The sequence below is a fragment of the Mesorhizobium sp. WSM4850 genome, from assembly GCF_055811735.1.
Genome location: NZ_JBVVPV010000003.1, coordinates 174,206 through 198,574 on the forward strand (window position 1 = coordinate 174,206; position 24,369 = coordinate 198,574).

Consider the following 24,369-nt stretch of genomic DNA (forward strand, 5'->3'; position numbering starts at 1 on the left):
TGTGTTTTTTTTTAAAACGCCCTCGGTTTTTTTTTGGGGGGGGTCCCCACCCCCCCCCCCCCCGCCCCCCAAACCCCCCCCCCCCCCCCCGGGGGGGGGGGGGCCCCCCCCCCCCGCCCCCCGAGGCCGATAAGCGGATGAAAGCCGATGCCGACGCCGAAAACCGCGTCGCAGCCGAGGCGCTTGTCGCGCCGGCATCGCCGCCGAAGCCACAATCGGCTGCCGGCGGCCTGGCGCAGCAGGACTCTCTGGCCCGCAATGCGGCGCCCGAGCCGGCACCTGCGACGAAAGGCGAGTTCGCAAGGGATGGTGGAACTGCGCCGACTGGCAGAGTGATGATGTCCATGTCTCCTCCGAAAGCCGACGGAGCCACGCAGGCTGGCCGCATGCCAGGCGCCGAATCCAAGCTGATGGTACAGCCGCAGGCCATGCCGGCCGACCAGATGCTGCCGGAGCAAAACCGCGACCGCATCGAGGATTTCAAGAGCAATCCGGTGCGTGCAGCACTTGAGGACCCGGTCTCGACCTTCTCGATCGATGTCGACACGGCCTCCTATTCCTTCGTGCGGCGTTCGCTCAGGGACGGTGTCGTGCCGCAGGCCGACACGGTCCGCGTCGAGGAGATGATCAACTACTTCCCCTATGACTGGAAAGGACCGGACGTTGCCTCGACGCCGTTCAACTCGACGGTCAGCGTCATGCCGACGCCGTGGAACGAGCACACCAGGCTGATGCATGTCGCCATCAAGGGTTTCGACGCCAAGCCGGCCGAGCAGCCCAAGGCCAATCTGGTCTTCCTGATCGACGTATCGGGCTCGATGAACGAGCAGGACAAGCTGCCGCTCCTGCAGTCCGCCTTCCGGCTTCTGGTCAATAAATTGAAGCCCGAGGACACCGTCTCGATCGTCACCTATGCGGGCGATGCCGGCACTGTCCTGGAGCCGACGAAGGTTTCGGAGAAGGACAAGATCCTCAATGCCATCGACACGTTGGCGCCCGGCGGCAGCACGGCCGGCGAGGCGGGTATCAGGCAAGCCTATCGGCTGGCGCAGAAATCCTTTGTCAACGACGGCATCAATCGCGTGATGCTCGCGACGGACGGCGACTTCAATGTCGGCCAGACCGACGATGACGATCTGAAGCGGTTGATCGAAAAGGAGCGCAAGACCGGGGTGTTCCTGTCGGTGTTCGGTTTCGGCCGCGGCAACCTGAACGATCAGATAATGCAGACCATCGCCCAGAACGGCAACGGCACCGCCGCCTATATCGACACTTTGGCCGAGGCCGAGAAGGTGCTGGTCGAGGATGCGTCCTCGACATTGTTCACCATCGCCAAGGACGTGAAGATCCAGGTCGAGTTCAACCCGCAAAAAGTCTCGGAATACCGGCTGATCGGCTACGAGACCCGGGCCTTGAACCGCGAGGATTTCAACAATGACCGCGTCGATGCCGGCGAGATCGGTTCGGGGCATTCGGTTACCGCGATCTACGAGATCAGGCCGAAGGACAGTGGCGGGGAGAAGATCGATCCGCTGCGCTACGGCCAGGCTGCAGTGAACAATGGCGGCGTCGCCAATGCCGACGAATATGCCTTCGTCAAGATCCGCTACAAGTTGCCGAACGAGGATGCCTCGAAGCTGATCACCACGCCGGTGACATCGGCCAACGAAGTGGCTGGTTTCGACCAGGCCAGCATCGACCAGCGATTCTCCGTTGCCGTCGCAGCTTTTGGCCAGAAGCTGCGCGACGAGGATGCGACCGCGAAGTTCGGCTACGACAAGATCATCGAGATTGCCACTGCCGCCCGTGGAGCCGACCCGTTCGGGTACCGGTCCGAGTTCCTCTCGCTGGTGCGCCTTGCCTCGGCGCTCGGCGGTAACCGGTAGTGGGTGTGACGGCCGGTTTTCCTCAGATGGGATCGTTCTGATACGGAAAACCACCGATGGGCGGTGAGGCAGGCCGGCAGGGAAAACCTTGCCGGCCTTTTCAATTGCGTCAGGCGCGGCTGCGCCGGCGCTCGCGGCGGGCTTCGCTGGTCTCGACGGTGTTGACCGTCGCCTGCTTGTTGCGCATCGGGCCGATGCGCTCGACAATTTTTTCGACGGTAGGGCGATCCGACCTTGTGTGCGCATCGAGTGCCTTGCGCATGGCGGCGAGGTGGGCGAACGAGGTGCCGCAGCAACCGCCGACGATCTTTGCGCCGGCATCGACGGCCAGCCTGACATAGTCGGCCATCAGCTCGGGCGTGCCGGAATAGTGGATTTCGGCGCCGCGAAATTCCGGAATGCCGCAATTGCCCTTGACGATCACCGTCGCCTCCGGCTTCGCCTCGGTCATGTCGAGCAGTGAAGCGAGGATGTCGGAGGCGCCGACGCCGCAATTGGCGCCGACACCGAGCGGCGCCTGCGACAAGCCATCGGTGACGCCGTGGATGTCCTTCGGCAACAGCCCCATCATGGTGCGGCCGGCGGTGTCGAAGGAGCCGGTATAGGTATAGGGCAGGCCGACGCGGATCGCGGCTTCGGCTGCGGCACGGATTTCGTCCGGCGCCGACATGGTCTCGATCCAGGCGACTTCGGCGCCGCCGGCCTTCAGGCCCTCTATCTGTTCGGCAAAGGCGTCGACCGCCTCGTCATAGGTCATGGCGCCGAGCGGCACCAGCAGCTCGCCGGTCGGGCCGACCGAGCCGGCGACGATGACCTTGCGGCCGGCCTTATCGGCGACAGCGCGGGCGATCTCGGCGGCGCGCTTGTTCAGCGCGTAAACCCGGTCCTGCGCATGGTGCAGCTTCAGCCGGTGGCGGGTGCCGCCGAAGGAGTTGGTCAGGATGATGTCGGCGCCGGCATCGACGAAGTTCTGGTGCAGACTGGTGATGGTGTCCGGCGCCGTCTCGTTCAGCAACTCTGGAGCCTCGCCGGCCTCCAGCCCCATGGCGAACAGATTGGTGCCGGTGGCGCCATCGGCGAGCAGAACGCCCTTTTCGGCAAGCAAAGCGTCGATTGGATTGGTCATTGGAAATCACGCCTTCCGGGATTCGTTGTCGGGATATAAAGAAATCCTTATATGACGTCAATGTCGGTGCAGGAGGCAAGCCGTCAAAATCGCATTTCCGCCAGCCTTTGGGTGAAGCTGGCTGCTTCGTGCGCATTGATGTCGGCGGCGCGGATCAGATTGTCGAAATGGCTGGTCAGCTTGCGGACCGGCTGGGTCGCGTTCAGCACCAGATACATGTCGCCGACATAGATGGCGGCGCGATAAGGCCCGAAGATGGTGTAGGGGATCGAATAACGCATCCGTCCGTCATAGAGAAACAGGCGGAAGGTGGGATAAAGGTCGTCGAGCAGCGTCGCCATATGAAGAAGCTGCTGGTGGCGGGCGGCCTCAGGGAAACGGTCCCAGACGCCCAGGCCGCGCGCAAAGATCTCCAGCGTATGGCGCGGCATGCAGACTTCCATGTCGGTTTCCGGCCGCCGGTTGTAGTCGATGCGGTACTGCGTCTCGCCGGCCTGGGCCTCACGGCTCTTGTTGGCGATACCGGCCTCGTAGTCGACGAGCGCTTCGGTGCGCAGAAGATCGGGAATGCCGGCCGGCACGTAACGGATTTTCGTGCCCGCGGCCTCGGCATGCCATCTGGCCAGCAGCGTGCGGTCGAAGCCGTCAGGCGCTTCCTCGATCTCCAGGCTCTCGCGGATTTCACCGGTGAGGCCTTCGTCCTGGCTGAGGCCGAGCAGCCAGTCGAGCGACACTTTGAATTCGGCGGCGATGTTGAGCAGCGTTTCGGCGCGGGGAAGGCGTGTCGAGGCGCCGGACAGCAGCTGCGAAAGCGCCGAACGGTCGATGCCCACCGCAGTCGCGAAAGCGGACTGGTTCAGATCGGATCGTGTCAGGAGCATTTTCAGGCGCTCCCGAAAGACCGTCGACAGGTCGCGTTTGTCCATATCGTCATTCCAGCCATTGGGAGAAAAAAAATTCGCCGAACCCGCCGACCTGGCACTTTGGGCGTAAATGAATCCTCAAGCCTGTTTACAATAGATAACACATGCAGCTGAAAATGCGCAATCGCAACATTTTGTGCGCTTTGTCGCGTTGCAGCATCACGACGCTCCTGACACAATGCTGTCAGGAATCAAAACGGTTCCGGCGACTGGAAGGGCAGTGGTCGATCGATGACAAGCAGGAATAACAGACGGCGCAATGCACCGGCCATCGAATGGCCGACGGTCTTCCTCGCGTTTTTCTGCTACGGCACCTGGCTTGCAGCCGGCCTGTTCCTGTGGCCGTCCTATCCGCTGCTGGCGCTCGTCGTCCTGGCCTTGATGGCGGCGCTGCAATCCTCGCTGGCGCATGAAGTCCTGCACGGCCATCCGACCCGCAATGCGCACATCAACGAAGCTTTCGTCTTCCTGCCGATTGGTCTCGTCTGGCCGTTCCGGCGGTTCAAGACCATTCATCTGCGCCATCATGCCGACGAACGGCTGACCGATCCGCTTGACGATCCTGAAAGCTACTACCGGGCGCTGTGGCACCATGACGAATTGCCGCCGGCGATGAAGTTCGTGCTGAAGATCAACAACACCATGATCGGCCGGCTCATTCTCGGTCCGTGGCTGTCATGCATCGGCTTCTTCATCGACGATGCCAGGCAGGTGCTCGCCGGCGACAAGGTGATCCGCAAGGCATGGCTGCTGCACGCCATCGGCCTCGCCGTGGTGCTGCCGGTCGTGCAGTTCGGCTTCGGCATCCCGCTATGGCTCTACATCCTGGTGCCGGTGTGGCTGGGCCAGTCGCTGATCTCGATCCGCACCTTCGCCGAGCATCAGTGGTCGGAGCATCCGGAAGGCCGTACGGTGATCGTCGAACGTTCGCCGCTGTCGTTCCTGTTCCTCAACAACAATCTGCATTTCGTTCATCACAAGAGCCCGACGGTGGCCTGGTACCGGCTGCCGAAGCTGTTTCGCGAGCGCCGTGACGAGTGGCTGCGGATGAACAATGGCTATGCCTATCCAAACTATTTCGCGCTGCTCAAGGCATATGCCTTCAAGGCCAAGGAGCCGATCGTCCACCCGGTGCTGCGGCGCACGCCGGAACCGGGCCGGGCGTTCAAGCCGCGCGTCAGGGCGCGCAGCCTCAATGGGCTTGGCAGTGCGCCGGTACCGGCCGAGCCGCCGAAAGAATGAATTTTTGGGTATTGCCGGCAGCGATGCCCAGGTGCGCGTCAATGGCCTCGTCAATTTTTCTCAGCGTAACGATCAAAGTCCCGGCATGAGCGAGTTCGTTGCCGGCTTGCCGATGTACGACTGGTCTGAAATGCGGAGCGAGGTCGACGCCCAATGGGCGCGGCTGCGTGATGCCTTCCGGCAAAAAGGCATCGACGCGCCGCAGACCATCGCTCGCGCCAATGCCGATCTGCGGGCTGTGGAAGGCGGCATCCGCGACGCCGCCGGAAAGGTCATGGCGCCCGATCCGGCGACGCTGCCGCCGGACGAGTTGGATTTTTTCGGCCTCTGGCTGCATCCGGCGCTGCTGCTCGCTCAGACCTGCTGGGGTCCGATGGAACTCGGGCTGGCGACGCACGTTCAACTGATCGGCCAGCCGCGTTACGACGCGTTCGAGGGCGGGCAGGGTGAACTCTATTCGAGCGCGCTGGTGATGCGTGCTGGTGAAGCGCCAACGGTTGCCTCACCGTCCGATGGCAGCCCGCTCATCCCCCTCGATGTCCTGCGTGACAAGCATTTTACCTTCAACAGCCTCGATTCCATGTCGGGCATTATCGCGCCGACGCGTGACCTGGAGGCGCTGGGCGAAAGCCTGGACATCTTCTCCGAGCGCAGCGAAAGCGGTGGCCACCGCGCCTCGATCGTCGCCATTGCCGAGGGCAAGGCCGATGTCGCGGCGATCGACTGCCAGAGCTGGGCCAATGCGCGGCGCTTCGAGCCGGCAGCGGAAGCGGTCACGGTCGTCGGCTGGACAAGGCGGCGCAAGGGCCTGCCGTTCATCACTGCCAGAACGACACCGGAAACGGTCGTGGAGGCGCTGCGCGAGGCGGTCGCGGCGACCGCATAAAGACAATCAGCCGCCGAGCAGCCGCTCATCGAGCGGGTAGGTCGAAAGCTGCTCGTTGCCGGTTTCGGTGATCAGGATCTGCTCCTCGATCTTGACGCCCTCGCGCCCGCCAAGCCGGCCGATATAGCTCTCGACGCAAAGCACCATGCCCGACACAAGCACGCCGTCGGGGGTGTCTTCGGTCCAGTCGATTGCATGCGGCAGCGTCGGGTATTCGTCGGCCAGGCCGACGCCGTGATAGAGCACGCCGTAACGCGCCGGGAAACAATCTGCGGGCGGCACCGCCGAGCGTTCGACAAGATCGCGGAACGATGTGCCCGGCTGCATCAGGCCGATGTTGTGGGCGATCTGATCGGCGGCGATGCGAAACAGCTCGCGTTGCTCGTTGGACGGCTCGGTCTCGCCGCAGAGCCAGGTGCGCGACAGGTCGGCGCAGAAACCGTAAGGGCCGATCAAATCGGTATCGAAAGCGACGAGGTCGCCGGCTGCGATCGCTCGCGACGAGCATTCCTGGAACCAGGGATTGGTGCGCGGGCCGGATGTCAACAGCCGGGTTTCGACCCATTCGCCGCCACGCGCGATGTTGCCGCGGTGGAGTTCGGCCCACAGTTCGTTTTCGGAAATTCCTGGCCTCAATGCTGCTTCCATCTCGCCCATCGCCGCCTCGCAGGCGACGATCGACCGGCGCATGGCCAGGATTTCGTCGGGCGATTTGATCAGGCGTGCATTTTCCATCAGCGCTTCGCCATTGCCGATCGAGATGCCGAGGCGGGCGAGCTCTCCGACGCCCTCGGGATTGATGTGATCGACGGCGATGCGGCCGATACCGCCACCATGCTGCTTGACCAGATCGGCGATCCCGGCGGCCCAGCGGCGGACTTTTTGCTCGGTGAGCTCGCCGCTGTAGAGATAGATCCACGACACTGCCGGCCGAACCTCGTCGACGACGCCGGAGTGGTCGGAAAGGTGCTCGCAGGAAAAATAGTCGAACAGCACCACCGGACCTTCGGTGGCAACGAAACAATGTCTTGTCGGATTGTGTGCGATCCAGAGCTGCATGTTGGTCGAGTCGGTCGCATAGCGGATGTTGATCGGATCGTAGAGCAAGGCTCCCGCATAGCCGCGGCGCTTCAGCTCGGCGCGGATGCGGTCGAGCCGGTATTGGCGCATGGCGGGCAGGTCGGGAGCAGCAATGCCGGCGGCGTGCCACTCGGCTTCCGCCAGTGCGCCGTAGCCAAGCACATGCTGGTTGAGTTCAGCGGCCTTCTGCCGCGATTTCAGGCGCAACGCATCGATTGAGCCTGCTTCGTCTGGCTCGAACGGGGCGATCCTGCGATGACGACCGAACCGTCGCTCGACCCTCGGATCGCTCATTTTCCTATCCTCCCGATATCAATCGGCCGCGCAGGTCAGGCCCAAGGGCGGGCCGTTGGGTCCAATGCTTTCAGGCCCGCATCTTTTCGCCGCTCGGGTCGAAAGGCGGCTCGACATTGATGCGGACTGGTCGTCGGCTTCCGAGGATCTCGATCTCGAACAGTCCGGCGCTTTCGTCCGCGGCCAAGGCCGCTGGCACATAGCCTTGCGCCATCGATTTCTTGATATAATGGGCATAGCCGCCGGAGGTGACCCAGCCGACCACGCGCCAGTCGCCGTCGACGATGCCGCGCACGGCCGAAGCGCCTTCCGCGGCGCTCGAGCCGCGCACTTCCTCGCCGTCCGCGTCGAAGCGCGGCGCGCCATAGCCGTGCGGCTTCTCCACTGTGCCGTAATCCTTGCCGCCGACCTTGGCCCAGATTGGTTCGTCGCCCATGACGTCGGCGTCTGCGGCATCGACGATGAAGGAGACACGGCGCAGTTTTGGCCCTTCTGCCTGCTCCCTGGCTGCCGCGTCGCGTCCGATGAAGTCGTTCTTCTCCAGCTTAACGAAGCGGTCCATCGCCCCCTCGAACGGCCCGTAGATCGGGCGCAGTTCGCGGAACCAGGTCGGAAAATTCTTTTCCAGGCGCATCGAGAGCAGGGCGCGCATGCCGAAATCGACCAGGCCAAACTCTTCGCCGGCATCCTTGATCGCCTTGTAGACCAGACGCTGGTAGGCCGGCGCCATCCAGATCTCGTAACCGAGGTCACCGGTATAGGTAATGCGATTGACCATGCAGGGCGCGCCGCCGACCGCCATCTCGCGAAAATCCATGAAGCGGAAGGCCTTTGTCGAGATGTCGGCGTCAACCAGTTTCTGCAGGAGGTCGCGTGATTTCGGCCCGGCGATCGACAAGCCGACCAGCGTCTGGTCGAAGCGGTGAATGCGGACCTGTGACGCCCCTGGACCATCCTTCGGCAGGTGCTTCTCGAACCAGCGCATATGATACTTCTGCGCCGCCGACGAGCTCCAGATCATGAAGCGCTCTTCGCCCGCCTTGGCGATGGTGAAGTCGCCGATCAGCCTGCCGAAATCGTTCAGCATAGGGGTCAGCACAATGCGGCCGGTCTTCGGCATGCGGTTGGTCATCAGCCGGTTGAGGAAATCTTCCGATCCCGGCCCGGAGACTTCGTATTTGGCGAAATTGGCGATCTCGGTGACGCCGACCTTCTCGCGGGTGGCGCGCACTTCCTCGCCGATCGGCCCGAAATCGTTGGAGCGATGGAAGGAAACGATGTCCTTCGGCTCGGTGCCTTTCGGTGCGAACCAGAGCGGGGTTTCAAGGCCCCAGCTATCGCCCATGACGGCGTTGTTGGCCAGCATCGTGTCGTAAAGCGGGGTCGTCTGGGCCGGGCGTGCCGCAGGCAGTTCCTCGTTGGGAAAGCGGATGGAAAAACGGCGCGAATAGTTTTCGCGCACCTTGGCATTGGTATAGCGCAGCGTCGCCCATTCGCCGAAGCGCGCGACGTCCATGCCCCAGACGTCGAAGCCGGGATCGCCATGGACCATCCAGTTCGACAATGCCAACCCGACGCCGCCGCCTTGCGAGAAACCGGCCATCACGGCGCAGGCGCACCAGAAATTGGTCAGGCCCTGCACCGGGCCGACCAGCGGATTGCCGTCCAGCGCGAAGGTGAAGGGACCGTTGATGATCTGCTTGATGCCGGCCTTCTCGATGCCGGGAAAATGCTTGAAGCCGATTTCCAGCGACGGCGCGATGCGGTCGATGTCGGGCTGCAGCAGCTCATGGCCGAAATCCCACGGCGTGTTGACCGGAGACCACGGCTTGCAGGCTTTTTCATAGGTGCCGAGCAGGATGCCGTTGCGTTCCTGGCGGGTGTAGATCTCGCCCTTGAAGTCCATAACGCCGATCATCTCGCGGCCGGTCGACTTGTTGAATTCCTCGACCTCCGGCATCGGCTCGGTCAAAAGGTACATATGCTCCATGGCCAGCAGCGGCAGCTCGACGCCGACCATGCGGCCGATCTCGCGCGCCCACAGGCCGCCGCAGTTGACGACATGCTCGGCCTTGACCGTGCCTTGCTCGGTTACGACGTTCCAGGTGCCGTCGACCTCCTGCGTCAGCTCGACGACGCGGTTGCGCAGCACGATCTCGGCGCCGAGCTTCCTGGCGGCCTTGGCGTAGGCGTGGGTGGTGCCGGAAGGATCGAGATGGCCTTCGACCGGATCCCACATGGCGCCGACGAAATTGGTCTCGTCCATCAGCGGGAACATCGCCTTGGCCTCTGACGGCGTGATCAGCTCGGTGTCCATGCCGAGATAGCGGCCTTTGGCGTGGGCAAGGCGCAGGAAGTCCATGCGCTCGGGCGTGTCGGCCATCATCACGCCGCCGGTCAGGTGCAGCGAGCAGGACTGGCCTGAAAGCGCTTCGATCTCCCTGTAGAGCTGCACCGTATAGGCCTGCAGCTTGGCGACATTGGGATCGCCATTGAGCGTATGGAAGCCGCCCGCCGCATGCCAGGACGAACCGGAAGTGAGCTCCGAACGCTCGATCAGCATGATGTCGGTCCAGCCCGCCTTGGCCAGATGGTAAAGCACCGAGCAGCCGACGACGCCGCCACCGATGACAACCGCTTTTGCATGAGATTTCATGAAGATAGTTCCGTTTTTGAAGAGATTGAATCGAGTGGGCGGGGCGTGAAAGCAAAGCGAGGAAGGGCGCTGGCTGGAATAATCTCACGCCCTTCCTCTACCCCGTCGATCGGGGGAGAGGTGTCGAGCGGAGCTCGACGGAGTGGGAGTCGCCTGTTCATCAAATCAATACAGATGATCAAAAATCAGTCGGCGCGCCGCCTTCAGACCGACGTTTGTCGACGAAGGCGTCGAGCTCCTCGCGGATAGCCGGGTCCATGTAGGGCTCTTCATAGGAGGCCAGCCGCTCCTTCCACACCCGATTGGCTTTTTCGATAGCTGTCGGCGATCCGGCTTCCGCCCAGGTCTCGAAATTGCGCCAGTCGGAGATGACAGGCGAATAGAAGGCGGTCTTGTAGCGGTCCTGAGTATGCTGGGTGCCGAAGAAATGGCCGCCGGGACCGACATCGCGGATGGCGTCGATAGCCAGTGCTTCCTCCGAAAGGTCGAGCGGGGTCAAAAATTCGGCCACCATCTGCAGCAGATCGATGTCCAGGATGGTCTTCTCGTAGGAGCAGCGCAGGCCGCCTTCCAGCCAGCCGGCCGCATGCATCATCAGATTGCCGCCGCCCTGTATGGCGCCCCACAGCGAGAACACGCTTTCATAGGCGGCCTGTGCGTCGACCGTGTTGGCGGCGCAGGTGTTGGAAGTGCGGTAGGGAATGTTGTAGCGGCGGGCGAGCTGGCCGCCGACCAATTGCGCCTTCATGTATTCCGGCGTGCCGAAGGCCGGCGCGCCGGACTTCATGTCGACGTTGGAGGTGAAGCCGCCATAGCCGACGGGCGCGCCCTTGCGCACCATCTGGGCGAAGGCAATGCCGGACAGTGCCTCGGCATTCTGCTGCACCAGCGCACCGGCGATGGTCACCGGCGCCATGGCGCCCGACAGGGTGAACGGCGTCACGATGACGACCTGGCCCTTGCTCGACATCTGGATGATGCCTTCCATCATCGGCACGTCGAGCTTGAGCGGCGAATTGGTGTTGATGATGGTGAACACCGACGGCTGTTCGAGAAGCTGTTCGGCGCTGATGCCGCGCGCGATCCTGGTGATCTCGATGCCGTCGACATTGCGCTCCTTGCCGAGCGAATAGATGTGGAACACCTTGTCGGTCAGCACGCTCAGATCGCGGATGCATTCGAGGTGCCGGACGGACGGATGGATATCGATCGGCTCGACCGGATAGCCGCCGGTGCAGTTCAGGATGTTGTGCATCTGCGCAAGCTTGAGGAAGTTGCGGTAGTCCTGCTGGTTGCCGGGGCGGCGGCCGCGGTCGATGTCGGAACAATTGGGCGCCGACGCCATCATCGAGATGATCAGGTTGTCGCCGCCGAAGCGGACATTGTGCGCCGGATTGCGGGCATGGATGGTGAATTCCGACGGGCAGTGCGAAACCAGCTCGAGGATCATGTCGCTGTCGAAGCGCACCCGCTCACTGCCTTCGCGGACATCTGCGCCATGCGCCTTCATGATGCGCCTTGCCTCGTCGTGCAGCACGTCGACGCCGATTTCCCTGAGAACGCGCAGCGAGGCGAGGTGGATCGATTCCAGTTCGTCGTCGGAGACCAGCCTGGTCGGCGTCAGCGGGATTTTCAGCTGACGGAAAGGCGGCTGCTCGAATGCCGCCGCTGCGCCGGCGCGCTTGCCCGCGCGGCCGCCGCGACGGGCGCGGTCGTTTGTCAATGCCGGTTCGGCGGGATGAAGGGCGGCGGTCATGATAGTCCTCGTACGCTGCGACGGTGCGGCGGCATAATGGACCGACCGCCGTCCCGCCATTGCGGAGGCGGCGACCACTAGGACGAGGGAAGCGACATGGACGTTCGCCAGCCGGACGCACCAGGGCGAATCCAGATCTGTGCCCGAACTGTGAAACATGTCACGTTGCGATCACGTCATATTGAGCAAGTACATTGAATACAAACCGTCCTGAGGGAGACTATTTCCGTGTCGGATGTTGTTAGCGTGCGTGCAGCGACCAACAACGAAGTCGCTTTCATTGCCTGGGATATTGACGGAATGATCGACGGCTGTCTCGGCTTCGAGATCGTCCGCATCTATCCCGGCACCGGCGAGGAACGCTGTCTGGCTTCCTGGGTGCCTTTCCGGGGGCAACGCAACAAGGACTGGATTCCGCAGGATACCGGCGTCTGGCCGGTGCAGAAGACATTCTGGCGCGATCTTACGGTGCGGCGGCGCCGCGACAGCGTCGAAATCAGGCCGGATGGCGAATTGGTCGCCTACCGGGTGCGTCCGGTCGGCGACATGCGGCCCGGCCTCGATCCAGTGCCGGTGCGCCCCGAGAAAGCCTATACCGGAGCGGCTCGGCCGCTCGGCTATCTCGGACAAGGCGCCGTCAGCCCGACCATCTTCCTGGGATCGATGTTCGGCAAGGCGCGGCTCGCCTTCACCAACGGTGTGCTCTCGACGCAATGGCTGTCGCGCGCGCTGGAAGACGCCGGCATCAAGGTCGGGCAGCGTGACAAGATCAGGGCCGAGCTTCAGCGTCCCGGCAGCAAGATCCGCGCCTATCTTCATGGCGAGGTTCCGGATGTACTCACCAGCCTGATGAAACGGGCCAAGGCCGAGGGCGGCACTGTCAGGCTTGCCCTCTACGAGCTTGGCGATGACGAGTTGTGCGACGCGATCATCGATGCCAAGGATGTCGTCGACGTCATTCTTTCGAATTCGGGCAGGGATGAACAAACGAAGGCGTGGGACGCGGGCAACGCGCCCTTCAGAAAGCGGCTGCGCGACGCCGGCGTCGTGCTGACCGATCGTCTGTTCAACAACAATCATATCGGCCACAACAAGTTTGCGGTCTACCGCGACGCCCAGGGCAATCCGCAGGCGGTCATGACCGGCAGCACCAACTGGACGTCGACCGGCATTTGCGGACAGTCCAACAACGCCTTCATCCGCGACGACCCTGCCATGGCCAAAGTGTTCGATGCCTATTGGGAGCGGATGAAGGCCGACGTGTTCCCGCCGCCGGCGAGCGATAGCGCCGCTGGACGTGTGGCGCAGAAGCAAGGCAGGCCGTTTCGCCTGAAGAATCGCACACCGAACCATGTCGATGGGACCACCATCTGGTTCTCGCCAAACGATCCCGACCGCAGCAAAAAGGACATCTCGGTGCGGCCTGTCGACCTCGAAGATGTCTTCGCACGAATCAAGGCGGCGAAGGAGGCGGTGCTCTTTCTCGTGTTCAATCCGTCGCGGCTTGGCAACAATTCGGTCATCGATCAGGCGGTCGCGGCGGCGACGGCGAATCCAAAGCTGATCGTGCAAGGCGCAATCAGCGATCACACCGCCATGCCCAACTATATTGCTCCGACCCGGGATCCAGTCACCAACAAATCGAACAAGGACGGCAAATCGCCATTCGTCTTTCCGGAGAAGGTCTGGGAGGCGCCGAACGTCTCCATCGTCAGGGCGGCCAACCTGACGGGGGCCTCGGTTGCGCGGGATTTCCAGGCGGAAGTGCTGACCGTCGGCCATGCGATCGTGCACGACAAGATCGTGATCATCGATCCGATGGCCGACAATGCGACCGTCATCGCCGGCAGCCACAACCTTGGCTACAAGGCGTCCTATGAAAACGACGAGAACATGGTGATCGTCGAAGGCGACAAGACGTTCGCTGCGGCCTTTGCGGTGCATATGCTCGACGTGTTCGACCACTACAAGTTCCGCGCCTGGCGCAGAACGATTGGAGTAGGACCGTCGGACAATGACGGGCTCTCCATCGACGACAAGTGGCTGAAGCCTTACGCGGAGGGCAGGAAGGGGGCGATTGCCCGGTATTTTCCGTAGTGGCCTGAATGGTGCCGCGGAGTCCTTAACAAGGCATGCTCTGGCTGGCGCAAGCGGTTCCTGCCGCCGGTGCTTCCCGGCACGCCCCCGAAACGCTAATCGTGCAGGTTTCGTGGTGCGAATCATGGACCGGGCGGAACAGAACAGCGACGAGACAATGCAGTGGGCGGCGATCACCGGCGTGATCGCCACCGTTTCGGTGTTCGCCATCGCGCAAGGGCTGAGCTACCCGCTGCTGAGCTTCATCCTGCAGCGCCAGGGCGTCTCGCCGGCCATGATCGGCCTGTCGGCGGCAATGACGCCGGTCGGCTTTATCGTCTCGTCGCCGCTCATCCCGGCGCTGGCGCGCCGGTTTGGGGCAGGGCGCACGGCGCTGACCTGCGCGGCCCTTTCCGCGATCATGCTGGCGCTGATCGGCTGGACGCAAAATGTCTATCTCTGGTTTCCACTGCGCTTCCTGATCGGCGTGGTGACCAATCCGCTCTATGTGCTGAGCGAGATCTGGGTGATCGCGCTGGCGCCTCCGGCGCGCCGCGGTCGCATGATGGGAATCTATTCTACAGTCATTTCGGCAGGTTTCGCGGCCGGCCCGCTGTGCCTGCTTGCGGTCGGCACCGAAGGATGGCCGCCGTTTCTCGTCGGCATCGCCGCATTCGTCTTTTGCGGCGCCTGCCTGGCGCTGGTGCTGGGACGGCTGCCAAAGGTCGATGAAGCCGGGCACCAGGTTTCGGTGATGGGTTTCATGCCGATGGCATGGTTGCTGCTGTCGGCGGTCGTGGTGGCCGCCGGTTTCGAACAGGGGGTGCTGGCACTGCTGCCGGTCTACGGAGCGCATTATGGCATCGCGGAGGCCCGCATGTCGGCGCTGCTGTCGATGATGATCGCCGGCAACATCGCCATGCAGGTGCCGCTCGGCCTGCTGGCGGAACGGCTGACAGCGCGTCCGGTGCGATTTATCTGTGTATCGCTAACGGTGCTCGGGTGTGTGCTGTTGCCGGTTCTCATAGAGACGCCGCTGATCTGGCCGTGCGTGTTCGTCTGGGGCGCGGTTTCCTACGGCATCTACACGATGTCGATCATCGAGCTCGGCGAGCGGTTTACCGGCTCGGCACTGGTCGCCGGCAACGCCGCCTTCTCGCTCATGTGGGGCGTCGGGGGCATCGCCGTGCCGCCGCTGGCGGGCGGCGCCATGGATATTCTCGGCGCGGACGGCCTGCCGATCACGCTTGGCGCCATTTGTCTGGCGTTGGCGGTCACAACCGTATTGCGGGGGCGAGCGGTCTAATACAATTGCGGGGTGCCTTCATTTCCGTGCCATCTGGAAATCGCCCATAAATCACATTCGGCATGGTGTTCAGAGGGATGCATCCTGCGTAGAAGGTTTCGAATTTCAACAGCACGATCAAAATCGGGTATCAATCCAACATCGGACAGTTCCGTGTTCGCAAACACGTCAGGAAATCCTCCGCAGTTGGTCAAAGCGCTTATGGAGACGTCTTTATCCAACAAGTCGTAGCCCAGGAAGGTAAATCCGTTCCAGTCGAGTGAACGCACGTCAACCGACGGTCTTCGTATCACATTGAGGACATTCAAATCGCCCGGATCCGCCAACTCCGAAAGGAGGAAGTCCAGGTCCACAAAGAAATCGAGCATGTAGTCCTCGTTAACAATATGGGGCCAGTAGCTGTCCTTTACCTGTCCCAGCGCGACCGGCCCGAGCATTCCATCGAGTGAGACGACCTCGCTTAATTGGGTGAGGCCGGACCAGTTGATGTACATGGTCCACGCAGTGCCGCTGAAAGGACCGAACTTCTCTTTCGCAATGTACAGATGTTGCATGGAGTTCCCTCGTGGCCTGCGGGCGGCAGGCGGCCCCACCTTAGGAGGCCAACAGCGCAATGGCTCCTTTTGCGTTCCAAGTTGAATACCGATAGTGGCAAGACGACGTTGCCGAGCCTTGACGAATTTATCGGAGACCACATGACCAGTTCGAACACAAAGACGCGTCCCAATTCGGCGACTGAGGATCCCTTTCTCTGGCTGGAGGACAGAACGGGCAAGGAAACGCTCGACTGGGTTCACCGTCAGAACGAGATCACGGTCGCCGAGTTGCAGGGCGATCCATCCTACCAGACCTGCTTCCAAACCGCACTGGACCTGATGACGGCCGAAGACAACATTGCCGTCGGGTTTGCGCTCAACGGCCACGTCTATAATTTCTGGCAGGACAAGACCAACGTGCTCGGCCTCTGGCGGCGCACTCCGGTCGCTTCCTACAAGACCGAGAAGCCGGAATGGGAGACGATCATCGACTTCGACAGTCTGTCAGCCAAGGAGGGTGTGAAATGGGTGTTCAGCGGCGCCAGCCGGCTTTACCCCGATTTCAGCCGCTGCCTGCTCAGCCTGTCGCCGGATGGCGGCGACGCCAGCGAAATGCGCGAATTCGACATCGACAGCAAGTCCTTTGTCGAGGACGGCTTTCGTGCTCCTGCCTCGAAGTCGGGCTTCAACTGGCTGGACAAGGACACGGTCATCGTCTCGGCTGCCTTCGAAGAGGACGAAAAAACCCAGTCCGGTTATCCGCGCGTGGTCAAGCTTTGGCAGCGCGGCACCAGGCTGGAGGATGCGACGCCGATTTTCGAGGCGCAGAAGCAGGATCTCGCCGCCGGCGGTTCCCTCGAATTCGACGGCGACAAGCGTCATCTCTTGCTGACCCGGACGCTCGATTTCTTTGCCTCGCACAGTTTTCTTCGTCTGCCCTCCGGTGAAAACAGGCGCATCCCGTTGCCGGACGACGTGACCGACGCGGTGCTGTTCAGGGATCAGTTCGTCTTTGGAGTGCGCAGCCCGTGGACGGCGCCGGACGGCACGCTGTGCAAGCCTGATGGCCTCTATTCGCTGGACTTCGCGCGCTGGATCGAGACCAATGCGCTCGCACCTGTCGAGACCGTGCTCGAGCCGGCGGATCGTGTCTCGATTGCCGGCATTGCCCGCACGCGGGACCGGTTGTTCATCAATCTGATGGACAATGTGCGCGGCAAGGTCGTCGCCTGCGATCGCCACGGCAGCGGCTGGCCGCTGCAGCCGGTGGCGCTACCCGAAAACGGCAGTGTCGGCATCAGCCATGCCGAGCGTTTCGGCTCCAGCGTGTCCTTCTCCTTCACCGATTTCCTGACGCCGAGCTCGATCATCTGGTCGGACGACAATGCAGCGATGCTGACAACCGTGAAATCGCAGCCGGCGCGTTTCGATGCATCGTCGCTGGTCTCGGAACAGTTCGAGGCACGCTCGAAGGACGGCACTAAAATCCCTTATTTCGTCGTCAGGCGGCGCGACCAGGACGGGCCGGTGCCGACGCTGCTTTACGGCTATGGCGGCTTCGAAGTGCCGCTGCTGCCCGGCTATGTCGGCGTGCGCGGCCGGCTGTGGCTGGAAAAGGGCAATGCCTATGTGCAGGCCAATATCCGCGGCGGCGGCGAGTTCGGTCCGAACTGGCATCAGGCCGCGCTCAAGGCCAATCGCCAGAACGCCTTCGACGATTTCGCCGCGGTCGCGCAAGACCTGGTGGAACGCGGCATCGCCACGCCGGCGACGCTTGGCATCCAGGGCGGCTCGAATGGCGGCTTGCTGACCGGCGTTTCGCTGACCCAGCATCCGGAGCTTTTCGGCGCGGTGATCATCGACGTGCCGCTGCTCGACATGCTGCGCTACACCGAACTGCCGCCCGGCGCATCCTGGATGGCCGAGTATGGCGATCCGGCGAAGCCGGAAGAGGCCGCGTCGCTGGCGGCTTACTCGCCTTATCAGCATGTCGAGACCGATGCCGCCTATCCGCCGGTGCTGCTGACGACATCGACCGCCGACGACCGCGTCCATCCCGGCCACGCGCGGAAGATGGCGGCACGGCTGCAGGCTGCCGGCCACGCGAAGACGCTGTTTTTCGAGGAGACCGAGGGCGGCCATGGCGGGCGCGGCGATCGCCGGCCGCAAGCGGCACAGGCGGCGATGAAGTATGTCTTCCTGCAACGGGCGCTGGCCGGAACGGCTTGAACGGAACGGCTTGAACTGATCGCATCAGACCGCCTAAGATGCTGCATGGCTCGGATAAAGGCATTATGCGCGTTTGGGGTGGCGGTGACGCCGTCGCCGCGCACGCTTCGCGCCGAGCTTTTGCGGCTTTGCGCCCGCATCGGCTATTCGCCGCCCGCCTTCCTCTGACGAATCCGCCCCGGCAGCAATTGCCGGATTGGTTCAAGAGGAAGATCAGACATGACCCATCAGAATTATTCGCTGAAGCAGCTTCAGCAGTTCGATGCTGCGCATCACCTCCATCCGTTTACCGACCACAAGGAGATGCGCGAGGCCGGCTCACGCATCATCACCCACGCCAACGGGCCGTTCATCTACGATTCCGAAGGCACGGAAATCCTCGACGGCATGGCCGGACTGTGGTGCGTCAACATCGGTTACGGCCGCGATGAGCTGGCCGACGCCGCTTACGCCCAGATGAAGGAACTGCCTTATTACAATTCCTTCTTCAAATGCTCGACCCCGACACCGGTGCTGCTGGCCAAAAAGCTGGCGGAACTGGCGCCAAAGCAAGTCAACCAGGTGTTCTACGGCTCGTCCGGTTCGGAGGCCAACGACACGGCGCTGCGCCTTGTGCGCCACTATTGGGCGTTGGAAAGCAAGCCGGAGAAGAACCGCATCATCTCGCGCAAGAGCGCATATCACGGCTCGACCATCGCCGGCACGTCGCTGGGCGGCATGGAGCCGATGCACAAGCAGCTCAACGGCGCGGTTCCCAACATCGTCCATGTGATGATGCCTTATGCCTATGAGCTGGCTCTGCCCGGCGAAAGCGACCATGATTTCGGCCTGCGCGCGGCCAAGGCCGTCGAGGATGCCATTCTCGAAGCCGGCGCCGACAAGGTCGCCGCCTTCATCGGCGAGCCGGTGATGGGAGCAGGCGGCGTGAAGATACCGCCGATGAGCTATTGGCCGGAAGTGCAGCGCATCTGCCGCAAATACGATATCCTGCTGATGCTGGACGAGGTCATCACCGGCTATGGCCGCACCGGCGAGTGGTTCGCAGCTCAGACCTTCGACATCGAGCCCGATACCATCACCACCGCCAAGGCGCTGACCTCCGGTTATCAGCCGCTGTCGGCACTGCTGGTCGGTGACCGCATCGCCGCGACGCTGGTCGAGAAGGGCGGCGAGTTCAATCACGGCTATACTTATGCCGGCCACCCCGTGGCCTGCGCCGTGGCGCTGAAAAACCTCGAGATCATCGAGCGGGAAGGTTTGGTCGATCGGGTCAAGAACGACACCGGACCCTATTTCGCCAAGGCGCTGCAGGAGCGCGTCGGCGGGCACAATCTGGTCGGCGAGGTGCGCTCGATCGGGCTGATGGCGGCGATCGAGATCGTCAGCGACAAGGCGACCAAGGAGCGCTTCCTGCCGGCCGGGAGCGCGGCCGTGACCGTCCGCGACCACGCAGTTGCCCAGGGCATGATGCTGCGCGCCACCGGCGATACGATGATCCTGTCGCCGCCGCTGATCTGGACGCGCGAGACGATCGACATGGCCTGCGGCCGCATCGCCAAGGCGCTTGACCTGGCGCAGGCGGATTTACGCAAGCGGTGAGATAAAACGGCGCCGGGCGTTCTGCAACCGGACGCCCGGCGTTTGAATGCCGGACTCTGCCAGCCGGAAAAGCCGCTCACCAAGAGCCGAGGCCCGATCGGCGGATTTCACTTTTTTGTCTCGGGCAGCGCCGCTTTGCTCAAGGCAGTGCTGCGCTTCGGTACGGCGCGCCGGCGCCGCATAAATCGATCAAGCAAGTTCCGTCTTCTCTTGCGCTGGACAAGATCGATATCGCTGACAAGCTTTGCGCCGCCCTCGCGCCGCTCCAATGTGATCTTGCGGCTATGAAAGGCTTCCAGCTCGGCGCGATGCGCTACGCTTACGATGGTGACCTTCGGCAATTCGTGAACGATCATCTCCATCATCTTGTCCTGGCTCTTTTCATCGAGTGCTGACGTTGCTTCATCCAGCACGATGATATCGGGGCTGTGCAGCAGAAGACGCGCGAAGGCGAGCCGCTGCTTTTCGCCACCCGACAAGGTCTGGTCCCATGGCGCGTCGTCCTCGATCTTGTCATTCAGATAATCGAGCCCGACCTTGTCGAGGGCAGCCTTGATCTCGTCCAGCGTCCAGCGATCGGCGGCGCCTGGATAGGCGACTGCGCGGCGAAGCGTCCCGGTGGGGACATAAGGCCGTTGCGGCAACATGAACAGCCGTCTGTCGGCGTGGATGTTGACGCTGCCGCCGCCCCACGGCCACAGACCTGCGACGGCCCGCACCAGCGTACTCTTGCCTGAGCCGGATTCGCCGGCGACGAGCACCCGCTCGCCTGATTCGATCACGACCTTGGTTTCCTTGACCACGGCGGTGCCGTCGTCGAGCGACACGGAGAGATTGTTCAGGCTGAGCATCGCATCGCCTGCAGCTTCGCCGCGCTTTATACGTCCGAGCGTGTTGCTCTGCTCCGCGCGCTCGAGCCCGTCGAGCGACATCATCAGCGAGGCGATGCGCCGTGCACAGGCGTTCCAATTGGCGAGACGGGGGTAGTTGTCGACCAGCCATCCGAACGCGCCCTGCACGATGGCAAAGGCAGAGGCAGCCTGCATGACCTGGCCAAGTGTCATGCCGCCTTCGAGAAACTTTGGAGCGCAAAGCAAAACCGGCACGACAGGCGCAAACAGACTCGCCCCCTGCGATACCAGCGCTGTGCGCATGTGCTGACCTGTAAGGAGCGCCCATTGCCTGAGCACATAGGCGAACGTCTTGTCGATGCCGCTACGCTCTTCCTCCTCGCCGCCGAGCAATGCGATACTCTCGCCGTTTTCCCGCACGCGGGTCAGCGTGTAGCGGAATTCGGCTTCCGCCTGATTTTTTTCCTCGGAGAGGTGGACGAAATGGCGGCCAATGACCGCCATCGAGGTGGATGTGATCGCGGCATAGAGCACCGCGGTGATGACGAGAAAGCCGGGAATGGTCACCGTCGAACCTGCGATCGTCAGAGTCAGGGCCCCGCCGATCGTCCAGAGCACCACGATGAAGGTCGAGGCCGACAGAAACGCGTTGATGACACCGGCGATGAAGTCGACCGGGGATTCGGTGGCGATCCGCAAATCCTCCGTGATGCGGGCTTCAGGGTTCTGGTGGTCGCCGCCGACGAGGTTCAACTGAAAGTAGCGGCCGCTTGCAAGCCACCGCGCGATGACCGCGTTGGTGAGCCAGGAACGCCAGCGGCGCTGCATCGTCATGCGAAGGAAGACCTGTGCAACGACAAGGCTTCCGCTGCCGAGCACGAGCGGCACGAAAACGGCGCTCAGGACATAGACGGTGCGCGCATTGCGTTGCTCAAGGGCATCGAAAATTGCGCGATTCCAGACATTGATCCCATACTGGAAGCCGACATTGATGACGATCAGGAGCAATAACCCGATCGTGTACGGCCAAGCCCGCCTATCGCCTCCGCGGCCCCAGTAACCGCGCGCGCTGATCCAGAAACGCCTCAGCAAGTATCTCTTGCGCGCCTGCTCGGCCTCCTCAGGGGTCAACTCCGGATCGGGTTCGACGAACTCCAGCGGCGGCCGGGCCGCGCCCACGATCTCAGACGCGGCTTCGACAGTCGATTGCTTCTCCTGGTGCGACTTCTCGGCATCGCGCGATTTGGAGACCGATTTCGGCTTGGATTTAGCCCCGGACATACCGGCGATAACGACTTGGAAATCAGAAGGTTTCAATGATGTCCGCTCAAGCCGCTTGATCTCCACGTCGGCACGGATGCGGTCGGCTTCGTTTCCTGGCGTCTTCCTTGATCTGCTGCCGCTTCGCGAGCGTGTCGACAATCTTTCGTCCGCAGTGCGGCTTCCAACGACAGGGGTGTTGGAACTGCCATTCATCTGGGGGATTGTAATGCTGGTTAAGCATAAGCCGCTTGGCACATAGGCTTGTCAGAGCAATCGATGCGTCAACTGTAAGTTTTGTAAGATCGACAACGCAATTTGTAGTTGCGTTTTACATACACGCGTCAAAATAACATAGGGAGGCTATCATGATTAGGCTGCAGACAGTTCTATTTTCTATTCTGCTACTAGGAGTGACAGGGTTGCCGGCGACGGCGGAGGAGGTCTGGTCGCTTGACGGCTTCAAGGCCCCAGAGAGCGTCCTCTTCGATGCAAAGCGGAACGTCTTCTACGTCTCCAACATTGTCGGCGAGCCCGCCGGCAAGGATGGGGTTGGATACCTTTCGAAAGTTTCGCCTGACGGAAAATTGCAGGCAGCCGAATGGGTGACCGGCTTTAATGCGCCCAAGGGATTGGTGATGAAAGGCGATACGCTTTTCGTCACCGACATCGATCGGCTCATGGCTGTCGACGTCGAGAGCGGTCAGATCACTGGAACGTGGCCTGCAGAAGGCGCTCAATTCCTCAATGATCCCGCTATCGACGAGGCGGGTCGGGTCTTTGCTTCCGACATGCTGGCGAACAGGATTTATGTTCTGGACAATGATGCTCTCTCCGTCTGGCTCGAGAGCGAGGATCTCCTGCATCCGAATGGTCTGCGCGTCGAAGACGGTCGCCTCCTCGTCGCAGGTTGGGGTCGCGACATCCAGCCGGATTTTTCGTCCAAGACACCCGGCCATCTGATCGCGATCGACCTGAAGACGAAGGCCATCTCTGACATCGGGTCCGGCGAGCCTGTTGGAAATCTGGATGGTCTAGAATCAGACGGGGCAGGGAATTGGCTGGTTACGGATTGGGTCGCAGGGGCGCTCTTTCGCATTCATCCGGATGGAAAAGTCGAGCAGCTGATGGACCTCAATCAAGGCAGCGCCGATCTGGAATTCCTGGAAGAAAAGAAGCTGGCAATCATCCCCATGATGATGGACGGCAAGCTGGTCGCAACTCGATTGGATGGAGCAACTTGAGAAGAGGCTCGCATAGCCCTCTTCCCTTGGCCGCACGGGGTCGTGACTTGCACCACCGAGGGCCGCATCTGCCGCCCTTTTCACATCGGTGCCCGCTCTTGTGCGCGGTCCCGGCCCATTAATGCAAAAACCGCGCTCCATCGGGAACGCGGCTTTGCCAGATACGCATGGCGCTTCGCTGACTGAACACTTGGCGAAACTTACGGGCTCCGGGACGCGAGACCTGATCCGGAGCGCCGGGCGGTTGCGATAGGCCGCCTCGCACTCCGTTCTACAGGGACATCGTTACCGGGTGGTTATCGATAGTTTAAGCAAATCTAAATTTCCGATGTTTCTTGCCGGAAACCGAAAGCCCCTCGAGTTCGAGGCTGAAAGCGCGTCGCGCCTGAAGGGCAGGCTTTTGGGCGACATGCGTTACGCCGGGGTGCCGCGCAGGAAATTTATGATGCCGGAGAAGTCGGCAGCGGCATGCCCCTGGGCGTTGAACAGCGCATAAAGCTGGGCGGCCTCGGCGCCCAGCGGCGTCACCGCACCGGCGCTTTGCGCGGCTTCCTGCGACAGTTTCAGGTCTTTCAGCATCAGTGCCGCGGCAAACCCCGGCCTGTAGCCATTGTTGGCCGGCGATGTCGGCACCGGACCAGGGACCGGGCAGTAGGTGGTCAGCGACCAGCACTGGCCCGACGAGTTCGAGGCGACGTCGAACAGCGCCTGGTGCGACAGGCCGAGCTTTTCCGCCAGAACGAAGGCTTCGGCGACGCCGATCATCGAAATGCCCAAGATCATGTTGTTGCAGATCTTTGCCGCCTGTCCGGCGCCGTCATCACCGCAATGGACGATACGGCCGGCCATCGGCTTGAGGATTGGTTCGGCCTTGGCAAAAGCTTCCTTCGAGCCGCCGGCCATGAAGGTCAGCGTGCCGGCGGTGGCGCCGCCGGTGCCGCCGGAAACCGGCGCGTCGATCGACAGCAGCTTGTGTCTGGCGGCAATTGCGTGGGCTTTTCGTGCCGATTCGACGTCGATGGTCGAGGAATCGATGAACAGCGCGCCTTTTTTCGCCTTTGGCACGATGTCTTCATAGACCGACAGAACGTGTTTGCCGGCCGGCAGCATGGTGATGACCACGTCGGCCTCCTTCACCGCGGCAACGGCATTGGCCATGACGACGACCCCATGCTCCTTGGCGTTAGCGAGATTTTCCGGGATCAGGTCGAATCCGTGAACGGCATATCCAGCCTTGACGAGATTGGCTGCCATCGGATTGCCCATATTGCCGAGGCCGATGAAGGCGATGGTGGTCATGATGGCACTCCGTGGTTTGGGTAAGGCAGCAGTTAGGCAGTAGGGCAGTAGGGCAGTAGGGCAGTAGGGCAGTAGGGCAGTAGGGCAGTAGGGCAGTAGGGCAGTAGGGCAGTAGGGCAG

The 24,369-nt window shown here is 62.2% G+C and carries 17 protein-coding genes; 9 read left to right on the forward strand and 8 right to left on the reverse strand.

Translation table 11 applies throughout. The annotated features are described in order from the left end of the window. Positions 1 to 137: 137 nt before the first annotated feature. Positions 138 to 1,886, forward strand: coding sequence for a vWA domain-containing protein (locus AC0L2Z_RS06880; RefSeq protein WP_473627264.1), 1,749 nt, complete (start codon positions 138 to 140; stop codon positions 1,884 to 1,886). A gap of 109 nt (positions 1,887 to 1,995) precedes the next feature. Here AC0L2Z_RS06880 and bmt read toward each other — a convergent pair whose 3' ends face one another. Continuing rightward, entirely contained in the window at positions 1,996 to 3,012 is a 1,017-nt protein-coding gene (gene bmt / locus AC0L2Z_RS06885) for a betaine--homocysteine S-methyltransferase (protein WP_473627266.1), read from the reverse strand. 83 nt (positions 3,013 to 3,095) lie between these two features. Further along, positions 3,096 to 3,938 carry a helix-turn-helix domain-containing protein gene (locus tag AC0L2Z_RS06890; RefSeq protein WP_027154489.1) on the reverse strand — a complete coding sequence of 281 codons (843 nt, stop codon included), beginning with the start codon at positions 3,936 to 3,938 and terminating at the stop codon, positions 3,096 to 3,098. 228 nt (positions 3,939 to 4,166) lie between these two features. On the opposite strand from AC0L2Z_RS06890, the gene AC0L2Z_RS06895 reads away from it, so the two are divergent. Together AC0L2Z_RS06895 and AC0L2Z_RS06900 are read left to right on the forward strand one after the other, a co-directional pair. Then, positions 4,167 to 5,177, forward strand: coding sequence for a fatty acid desaturase (locus AC0L2Z_RS06895; RefSeq protein ID WP_473627267.1), 1,011 nt, complete (start codon positions 4,167 to 4,169; stop codon positions 5,175 to 5,177). 85 nt (positions 5,178 to 5,262) lie between these two features. Continuing rightward, positions 5,263 to 6,063 (forward strand): phosphate/phosphite/phosphonate ABC transporter substrate-binding protein, encoded by an 801-nt coding sequence (locus AC0L2Z_RS06900; protein ID WP_473627308.1) that lies wholly within the window; start codon positions 5,263 to 5,265, stop codon positions 6,061 to 6,063. Between the two features lie 6 nt (positions 6,064 to 6,069). Here AC0L2Z_RS06900 and AC0L2Z_RS06905 read toward each other — a convergent pair whose 3' ends face one another. The 3 genes from AC0L2Z_RS06905 to AC0L2Z_RS06915 form a co-directional block, all read right to left on the reverse strand. Further along, the gene (locus AC0L2Z_RS06905; RefSeq protein WP_473627269.1) at positions 6,070 to 7,437 is read right to left on the reverse strand and encodes a M24 family metallopeptidase; all 1,368 of its coding nucleotides are present in this window, start codon (positions 7,435 to 7,437) and stop codon (positions 6,070 to 6,072) included. Between the two features lie 70 nt (positions 7,438 to 7,507). Continuing rightward, the gene (locus tag AC0L2Z_RS06910) at positions 7,508 to 10,093 is read right to left on the reverse strand and encodes a GcvT family protein (protein ID WP_473627270.1); all 2,586 of its coding nucleotides are present in this window, start codon (positions 10,091 to 10,093) and stop codon (positions 7,508 to 7,510) included. Positions 10,094 to 10,271: 178 nt separating this feature from the next. Next, positions 10,272 to 11,849, reverse strand: coding sequence for a trimethylamine methyltransferase family protein (locus tag AC0L2Z_RS06915; protein WP_473627271.1), 1,578 nt, complete (start codon positions 11,847 to 11,849; stop codon positions 10,272 to 10,274). A 228-nt stretch (positions 11,850 to 12,077) separates the two neighbouring features. On the opposite strand from AC0L2Z_RS06915, the gene AC0L2Z_RS06920 reads away from it, so the two are divergent. Beyond that, complete coding sequence (locus AC0L2Z_RS06920) at positions 12,078 to 13,946, forward strand: phospholipase D-like domain-containing protein (RefSeq protein ID WP_473627273.1); 1,869 nt, start codon at positions 12,078 to 12,080, stop codon at positions 13,944 to 13,946. A 124-nt stretch (positions 13,947 to 14,070) separates the two neighbouring features. Beyond that, positions 14,071 to 15,231, forward strand: a complete 1,161-nt coding sequence (locus AC0L2Z_RS06925) for an MFS transporter (RefSeq protein WP_473627274.1) — start codon at positions 14,071 to 14,073, stop codon at positions 15,229 to 15,231. Here AC0L2Z_RS06925 and AC0L2Z_RS06930 read toward each other — a convergent pair. After that, a complete protein-coding gene (locus AC0L2Z_RS06930; RefSeq protein ID WP_128166861.1) occupies positions 15,228 to 15,785 on the reverse strand; it encodes a hypothetical protein in 558 nt (185 codons plus the stop codon). The two genes, AC0L2Z_RS06925 and AC0L2Z_RS06930, sit on opposite strands and share 4 nt — an antisense overlap. A 141-nt stretch (positions 15,786 to 15,926) precedes the next feature. Here AC0L2Z_RS06930 and AC0L2Z_RS06935 point away from each other — a divergent pair, with 141 nt between their 5' ends. From AC0L2Z_RS06935 to AC0L2Z_RS06945, 3 genes are read left to right on the forward strand one after another with little or no spacing between them, the layout of a single operon-like run. Beyond that, positions 15,927 to 17,996, forward strand: a complete 2,070-nt coding sequence (locus tag AC0L2Z_RS06935) for a prolyl oligopeptidase family serine peptidase (RefSeq protein ID WP_473627275.1) — start codon at positions 15,927 to 15,929, stop codon at positions 17,994 to 17,996. A gap of 45 nt (positions 17,997 to 18,041) precedes the next feature. After that, entirely contained in the window at positions 18,042 to 18,164 is a 123-nt protein-coding gene (locus tag AC0L2Z_RS06940) for a capsid protein (protein WP_419693647.1), read from the forward strand. Between the two features lie 51 nt (positions 18,165 to 18,215). Continuing rightward, the gene (locus tag AC0L2Z_RS06945; protein WP_473627277.1) at positions 18,216 to 19,595 is read left to right on the forward strand and encodes an aspartate aminotransferase family protein; all 1,380 of its coding nucleotides are present in this window, start codon (positions 18,216 to 18,218) and stop codon (positions 19,593 to 19,595) included. A gap of 107 nt (positions 19,596 to 19,702) precedes the next feature. Here the strand turns inward: AC0L2Z_RS06945 and AC0L2Z_RS06950 are convergent, their stop codons facing one another. Then, positions 19,703 to 21,727, reverse strand: a complete 2,025-nt coding sequence (locus tag AC0L2Z_RS06950; protein WP_473627309.1) for an ABC transporter ATP-binding protein/permease — start codon at positions 21,725 to 21,727, stop codon at positions 19,703 to 19,705. A gap of 347 nt (positions 21,728 to 22,074) precedes the next feature. Here AC0L2Z_RS06950 and AC0L2Z_RS06955 point away from each other — a divergent pair, with 347 nt between their 5' ends. Beyond that, positions 22,075 to 22,950 carry an SMP-30/gluconolactonase/LRE family protein gene (locus tag AC0L2Z_RS06955; RefSeq protein WP_128166855.1) on the forward strand — a complete coding sequence of 292 codons (876 nt, stop codon included), beginning with the start codon at positions 22,075 to 22,077 and terminating at the stop codon, positions 22,948 to 22,950. Positions 22,951 to 23,364: 414 nt separating this feature from the next. On the opposite strand, the gene mmsB is transcribed toward AC0L2Z_RS06955, so the two are convergent. Beyond that, positions 23,365 to 24,249 carry a 3-hydroxyisobutyrate dehydrogenase gene (mmsB, locus tag AC0L2Z_RS06960; protein WP_128173830.1) on the reverse strand — a complete coding sequence of 295 codons (885 nt, stop codon included), beginning with the start codon at positions 24,247 to 24,249 and terminating at the stop codon, positions 23,365 to 23,367. Positions 24,250 to 24,369 lie beyond the last annotated feature (120 nt).